This window comes from Tannerella forsythia, from assembly GCF_003860135.1.
Taxonomy (GTDB): Bacteria; Bacteroidota; Bacteroidia; order Bacteroidales; family Tannerellaceae; genus Tannerella; species Tannerella forsythia_A.
In genome coordinates this window covers 73,697-79,834 of sequence record NZ_RQYN01000008.1, presented here as the reverse complement: position 1 = coordinate 79,834, position 6,138 = coordinate 73,697, and the positions used below count along the sequence as shown (strand labels likewise).

6 protein-coding genes are annotated in these 6,138 nt (G+C 50.1%); 4 read left to right on the top strand and 2 right to left on the bottom strand.

The window, feature by feature from the left end; all coding sequences use genetic code 11:
• From EII41_RS03880 to EII41_RS03865, 4 genes are all read left to right on the top strand, one after another.
• On the top strand, nucleotides 1–335 hold a 335-nt coding region (locus EII41_RS03880), incomplete at its 5' end, for a hypothetical protein (RefSeq protein WP_221620696.1).
• A gap of 208 nt (nucleotides 336–543) precedes the next feature.
• Entirely contained in the window at nucleotides 544–1,653 is a 1,110-nt protein-coding gene (locus EII41_RS03875) for a DUF4434 domain-containing protein (protein ID WP_124750861.1), read from the top strand.
• 3 nt (nucleotides 1,654–1,656) lie between these two features.
• Entirely contained in the window at nucleotides 1,657–3,063 is a 1,407-nt protein-coding gene (locus tag EII41_RS03870) for a sugar porter family MFS transporter (protein WP_124789497.1), read from the top strand.
• Between the two features lie 13 nt (nucleotides 3,064–3,076).
• Nucleotides 3,077–4,795, top strand: a complete 1,719-nt coding sequence (locus tag EII41_RS03865; protein ID WP_124789496.1) for an FAD-dependent oxidoreductase — start codon at nucleotides 3,077–3,079, stop codon at nucleotides 4,793–4,795.
• Nucleotides 4,796–4,899: 104 nt separating this feature from the next.
• Here EII41_RS03865 and EII41_RS03860 read toward each other — a convergent pair whose 3' ends face one another.
• Both EII41_RS03860 and EII41_RS03855 read right to left on the bottom strand, forming a co-directional pair.
• Nucleotides 4,900–5,316: a secondary thiamine-phosphate synthase enzyme YjbQ gene (locus EII41_RS03860; RefSeq protein ID WP_124750858.1), complete on the bottom strand. Its 417-nt coding sequence runs from the start codon at nucleotides 5,314–5,316 to the stop codon at nucleotides 4,900–4,902.
• 39 nt (nucleotides 5,317–5,355) lie between these two features.
• Nucleotides 5,356–6,138 (bottom strand): radical SAM protein, encoded by a 783-nt coding sequence (locus EII41_RS03855; protein ID WP_124789495.1) that lies wholly within the window; start codon nucleotides 6,136–6,138, stop codon nucleotides 5,356–5,358.

Sequence of the window (6,138 nt, the reverse complement as noted above, 5' to 3'; positions counted from 1 at the left end):
AGAATGAAAACCATTCGACGATGAATGAAAATCATTCGACGGTGAATGAAAACCATTCGACGATGAATGAAAATCATTCGACGGTGAATGAAAACCATTCGACGATGAATGAAAACCATTCGACGATGAATGAAAATCATTCGATGATGAATGAAAACCATTCGGCGATGAATGAAAACCATTCGATGACGAATGAAAATCATTCGATGATGAATGAAAACCATTCGACGGTGAATGAAAATCATTCGACTACGAATATTCTCTCCATATCTCAACTTCACCGAAACATCGTGGAGAATATGCAAGGAAAGAGGACAAAACCACAAGATACATGAGCAACGCCAATCTGTTCTGCTTCGTAAACAGAGCCTTAATCCATGCCGAAAAAGTTTTGTTCGTAAAATTGAATGATGATACAGCTTAAATATGAAGGCTTGTTTAATAAATTATTTTATTTTTCTGCCTGAAAAATGTGGCTCCTGTTTATTATTTCGACTGGGGTTAATAAAAAAGTATTTATATTTGCGCTAAAAACAAAAAGCAATGAAGATAAATAATCGCAGAGAATTTTTAAAACAAGCCGCTGTAGCGGGAGCTTCGGCGATGGCCGTCCCGGCTTTGTCGGGATGTACGAAACAGTCGCAGAGTGAATCATCCCATGAACATCATGAAGAACAGACATCAGCACTTGAGAGCCGTCTGATTGTTCCGAAAGGACAGGGATTAAAAATTACCGGAACTTTTTTGGACGAGATTTCGCATGACATCCCCCACCAAAACTGGGGAGAAAAAGAATGGGACAGAGATTTCCGCCACATGAAGGAAATTGGAATCGACACCGTCATTCAAATACGTTCCGGTTATCGCAAATTTATTACTTATCCGTCAAAATACTTATTGGGCAAAGGCTGTTATATGCCTTCGGTCGATCTGGTGGACATGTTTCTGCGACTCGCCGATAAGTACGGCATGAAATATTATTTCGGATTGTACGACTCCGGACGCTACTGGGATACGGGCGACCTGAGCTGGGAAATCGAAGACAATAAATATGTGATTGACGAAGTCTGGCAAAACTACGGGAAATATAAAAGTTTCGGCGGCTGGTATATCAGCGGAGAAATCAGCCGTCAGACGAAAGGAGCAATCGACGCGTTTCATGCCATGGGTAAGCAGTGTAAGGACGTTTCGGGCGGACTGCCGACGTTTATCTCACCGTGGATCGACGGAAAAAAGGCCGTCATGGCCAGTGGAGGCAAGCTGACGAAGGCGGACGCTGTTTCGGTACAGGAGCATGAAAAAGAGTGGAGTGAGATTTTCTCCGGTATCTGCGATGTAGTAGACGCATGCGCCTTTCAGGATGGACATATCGATTACGACGAGCTGGACGCATTTTTTGAGGTCAATAAAAAGATGGCCGACAAATACGGCATGAAGTGCTGGACGAACGCCGAATCGTTCGACCGTGACATGCCGATCCGCTTCTTACCGATCAAATTCGATAAGTTGCGGATGAAGCTCGAAGCGGCAGCGCGTGCCGGATACGACAAAGCTATTACGTTCGAGTTTTCGCATTTCATGAGTCCGCAGTCGGCCTATCTGCAAGCCGGACACCTGTATAACCGTTACAAGGAATATTTTGAGATCGGATAAGCCATGAAATCGAACGTTCATTTCGGATATTTGATTTTTCTCTCTGTCGTCGCGGCGCTCGGCGGTTTTCTGTTCGGGTACGACACGGCCGTAATCTCCGGTACCGTTTCGCAGGTAAGCCTCCAATTTGGACTCGATGCCATTCAGCAGGGCTGGTATGTAGGCTGCGCACTGATCGGTTCGATTACGGGCGTCGCATTCGCAGGAATATTGGGCGACGCGATCGGACGAAGAAAGACGATGTTGCTCGCCGCCGTACTGTTTACGGTCTCGGCCATTGGCTGTGCCGTCTGTGCCGACTTCAACCAGCTGGTGATCTACCGGATTATCGGAGGCGTTGGCATTGGCGTGGTGTCGATTATTTCGCCGTTATACATTTCGGAGCTGGCCGTTGCCGAATATCGAGGGAGGCTTGTCTCACTGTATCAGTTGGCCATCACGGTCGGATTTTTGGCTGCTTATTTAGTTAACTTCCGACTTCTCGGATATGCGGAGAATCCCTATTTGCAGGCTACGTCGTCCGGGACGTTTTTCGGTAAGATTTTCATCGAGGAAGTATGGCGTGGCATGTTGGGAATGGAAACCTTTCCCGCCGCACTTTTCTTCCTGATCATTTTCCTGATCCCCGAGAGTCCGCGTTGGCTCATTCTGAAAGGGGACGAGGCGCATGCCGGTGGCATTTTGCGGAAAGTATACGTTTCGGAAGAAGATGTGCGGATGCAGGTCGGCGAAACGAAACAGTCCGTCGCCTCCGAAGGGAAGTCCGAATGGTCGGTACTGTTTACGCCGGGTATCTTCAAAGCTGTCGTTATCGGTGTCGGCATTGCCATTCTGGGACAGTTTATGGGCGTCAATGCCGTGTTGTATTACGGCCCGACAATTTTTGAAAATGCGGGCTTGTCCGGCGGCGACTCGTTGTTCTATCAGGTACTGGTAGGTCTGGTGAATATGTTGACGACCGTATTGGCTTTAGTGATCATCGACCGGGTCGGACGCAAGAAGCTCGTCTATTACGGTGTGTCGGGAATGATCGGTTCGTTGCTGCTAATCGGGCTGTATTTTATTTACGGTGAAGCGCTCGGCATTTCGAGCCTCTTCCTGCTGACGTTCTTTCTGCTGTATATTTTCTGCTGTGCCGTTTCGATTTGTGCTGTCGTGTGGGTTTTACTCTCCGAGATGTACCCGACGAAGGTACGCGGACTGGCCATGTCGATAGCAGGCTTTGCCTTGTGGATCGGCACATATCTGATCGGACAGCTGACACCGTGGATGTTGCAAAATCTGACACCGGCGGGGACATTCTTCCTCTTCGCCACCATGTGTATCCCTTATATTTTAATTATATGGAAACTGGTTCCGGAAACGACCGGAAAGACACTGGAAGAAATTGAAAAATATTGGAAAAAATAATAGAAACGATTTCATGAAACGCAGACAATTCTTGACATACGCCGCATTGGCCGGAGGCAGTAGCTTATGGTCTCTATCGAATGCGGGAGTGATGGATTTTAGTAATAAAACGTATTTCCCGGCGAACGAAGAAGCAACGAAGGAGCAACGAACGGATGTCGTCATTATCGGCGGAGGATTCGGAGGCTGTGCCGCGGCACTGGCTGCATGTCGCAACGGGCTGAATGTGGTTATGACCGAAGAGACCGACTGGATCGGCGGGCAGGTATCGCAGCAAGGCGTTCCTCCCGATGAGCATCCGTGGATCGAGACACACGGCGCACCGGCCTCGTATCGTACCTTTCGGAATAAAGTCCGTGAATACTACCGTCGAAATTACGCTTTGACCGACGAAGCGAGGGCCCGCGAATTCCTCAATCCGGGCGACGGACTCGTATCCCACCTCTGCCACGAACCAATCGTATCGGTTGCTGTGCTCACGGAGATGTTACTTCCTTATCTGAGCGCCGGCAAGCTCAAAATTTTGCTTGGCTATAAAGCTCGTCAAGCCGAAGTAAAAGGCGACTCTGTACGTGCCGTCGAGGTGTATTGTAAGGAGACAGGACACTCCATGACGTTGTCTGCCCCTTATTTTGTCGATGCCACCGAATGCGGCGACTTGCTGCCGTTGACAAAAACAGAGTATGTGACCGGTGCAGAGGCCAAGTCGGAAACGAACGAACTGCATGCCGCAGCCGAAGCAATGCCGACGAACAACCAGGCGTTTACCGTGTGTTTCGCGATGGATTATGTGCCGGGAGCAAATCTAACGATCGACAAGCCCGCAGACTATGCTTTTTGGCGCGATTATATCCCGTCGTTGAAACCTGCCTGGTCAGGGCGTCTGATCGATCTGAGCTATCCTGATCCGATTACGCTGAAAACGCGACAGGCCGGCTTCCATCCCGAAGGAAACGAACTCAGCGTGTTCAACCTCTGGAACTACCGGAAAATCATTTCCCGTAAAAACTTTACGCCGGGATTGTACAGCGGAGACATCACGATCGTCAACTGGCCTCAGAACGATTACCTGCTCGGCAACTTGCTTGATGTACCCGATGTGGAATTTGAGAAACATGTGGCTCAGGCTAAACAGCTGAATTTATCGCTATTCTATTGGCTGCAGACTGAGGCTCCGCGTCCTGACGGCGGCACAGGATGGCCCGGATTACGCCTGCGCGGCGACGTGCTCGGCACCGACGACGGAATGGCCAAATATCCGTACATACGGGAAGCACGACGCATCAAGGCTATGTTTACGGTTACGGAAGAGCATGTCGGAAAAGAAAATCGCAAGCTCGCTACGGGAGAAACAAAAGCCGCTGAATTCTACGACAGTGTCGGTACCGGTTACTATCGTATCGATCTCCACCCGTCGTTCGGCGGAGATAATTACATCGATGTCGATTCGCTGCCGTTCCAGATACCATTGGGCGCCTTGATTCCGCAACGGGTCGATAACGTATTGCCGGCCTGCAAAAATATCGGGACGACCCATATCACGAACGGTTGTTACCGTCTGCATCCGGTTGAATGGAGTATCGGCGAAGCAGTCGGAATGCTGCTCGCCTATGCAAAGGAAAAGAAAGTGCTTCCGCGCGCTGTACGTGAAAACAGAACGCTTCTCTCCGAGTTCCAACAACGGATACAGGCGCAAGGCGCGGAAATCAGATGGAAAAGCAGTAGCGTGTAAAGACCCATTACGTTCGGAACGTGATTTGGCTACGTTCCGAACGTAATATTTCTGCTCGTAAATGTCCGAGAAGACAGAACGATCAACGAAGAGCGAGGAAGGAATCAGTCTCCGATAATTTTTACCAGTACCCGCTTGCGCCGCTTACCGTCGAACTCACCGTAGAAGATCTGCTCCCACGGCCCGAAGTCCAGCTTTCCGCCGGTCACGGCTACGACGACCTCGCGGCCCATCACCGAACGTTTCAGGTGTGCGTCGGCATTATCCTCATATCCGTTATGCCGATATTGGCTATACGGTTTTTCGGGGGCAAGTTTTTCAAGCCATACCTCCATATCATGATGCAGGCCGCTCTCGTCGTCATTGATAAACACACTGGCCGTGATGTGCATCGCATTGCAGAGCAGCAGTCCTTCGCGTATACCGCTTTCGGCAAGACATTGTTCAATCTCGGACGTGATATTCAGAAATGCCCGACGTGTCGGTGTCTCAAACCATAGTTCTTTTCTGTACGATTTCATATTCTTTCTATCCGTTTGTTGGTAATATAAAAGGCGAAGTCAGTAGGATACGGAGACTTCGATGCCCGTTTCTTTGCGTATGCGTTCGGCAATCGCGTCGAGTTCGGCCTTCGGGATCTTTTCGAGGGTCCGTACCGGAGTCTCCCGGTCGATCGTATAAATCATTACTTTGTACGGACGAATCTGCTTCAGCGCCTCGATCCATGCCGCCACCTCGTCATCGCCCGTATTGTCGATCACTACGCCATCGCGATGGCCGCGCAAGAACATCGTCTGAATGATGAGTCGTCCGTCGAAGCGACAGAGTTGTCGGACGAGTTTTTCGCAGGTGAAGTCGCGCCGGTCGGGATCGTCGATCTGGCGCATCCGCTCATCGTTCACCGAATCGAGCTTCATGATGTTCTCGTCGATCTTCAGCAACGCGTTCATCACGTCTTCTTTGTGCAGCATGGTCGAGTTCGAAAGTACCGCGACTTTAGCCTGAGGGCAGAACGCATCGCGCACGGCAATCGTATCGTCGATAATCCCCGCGAACTCCGGGTGCATCGTCGGTTCTCCATTACCGGAGAACGTAATCACATCCGGTCGCACACCTTCTTTAGCCATCTCCTGCAACTTGGCCGTGAGCGCATTTCGTACGTCTTCACGTTTGGGAGCCGGTTTTTTCGCGGGGAAGTCCTCGTTCAGCCCGCATTCGCAGTAGATACAGTTGAATGAGCAGCGCTTCCCGTCGAGAGGCGACACATTGATGCCCAGCGAAACGCCCAAGCGCCGGCTGTGTACCGGGCCATATACGATCTGTTGAAATAATATCGTCGACAA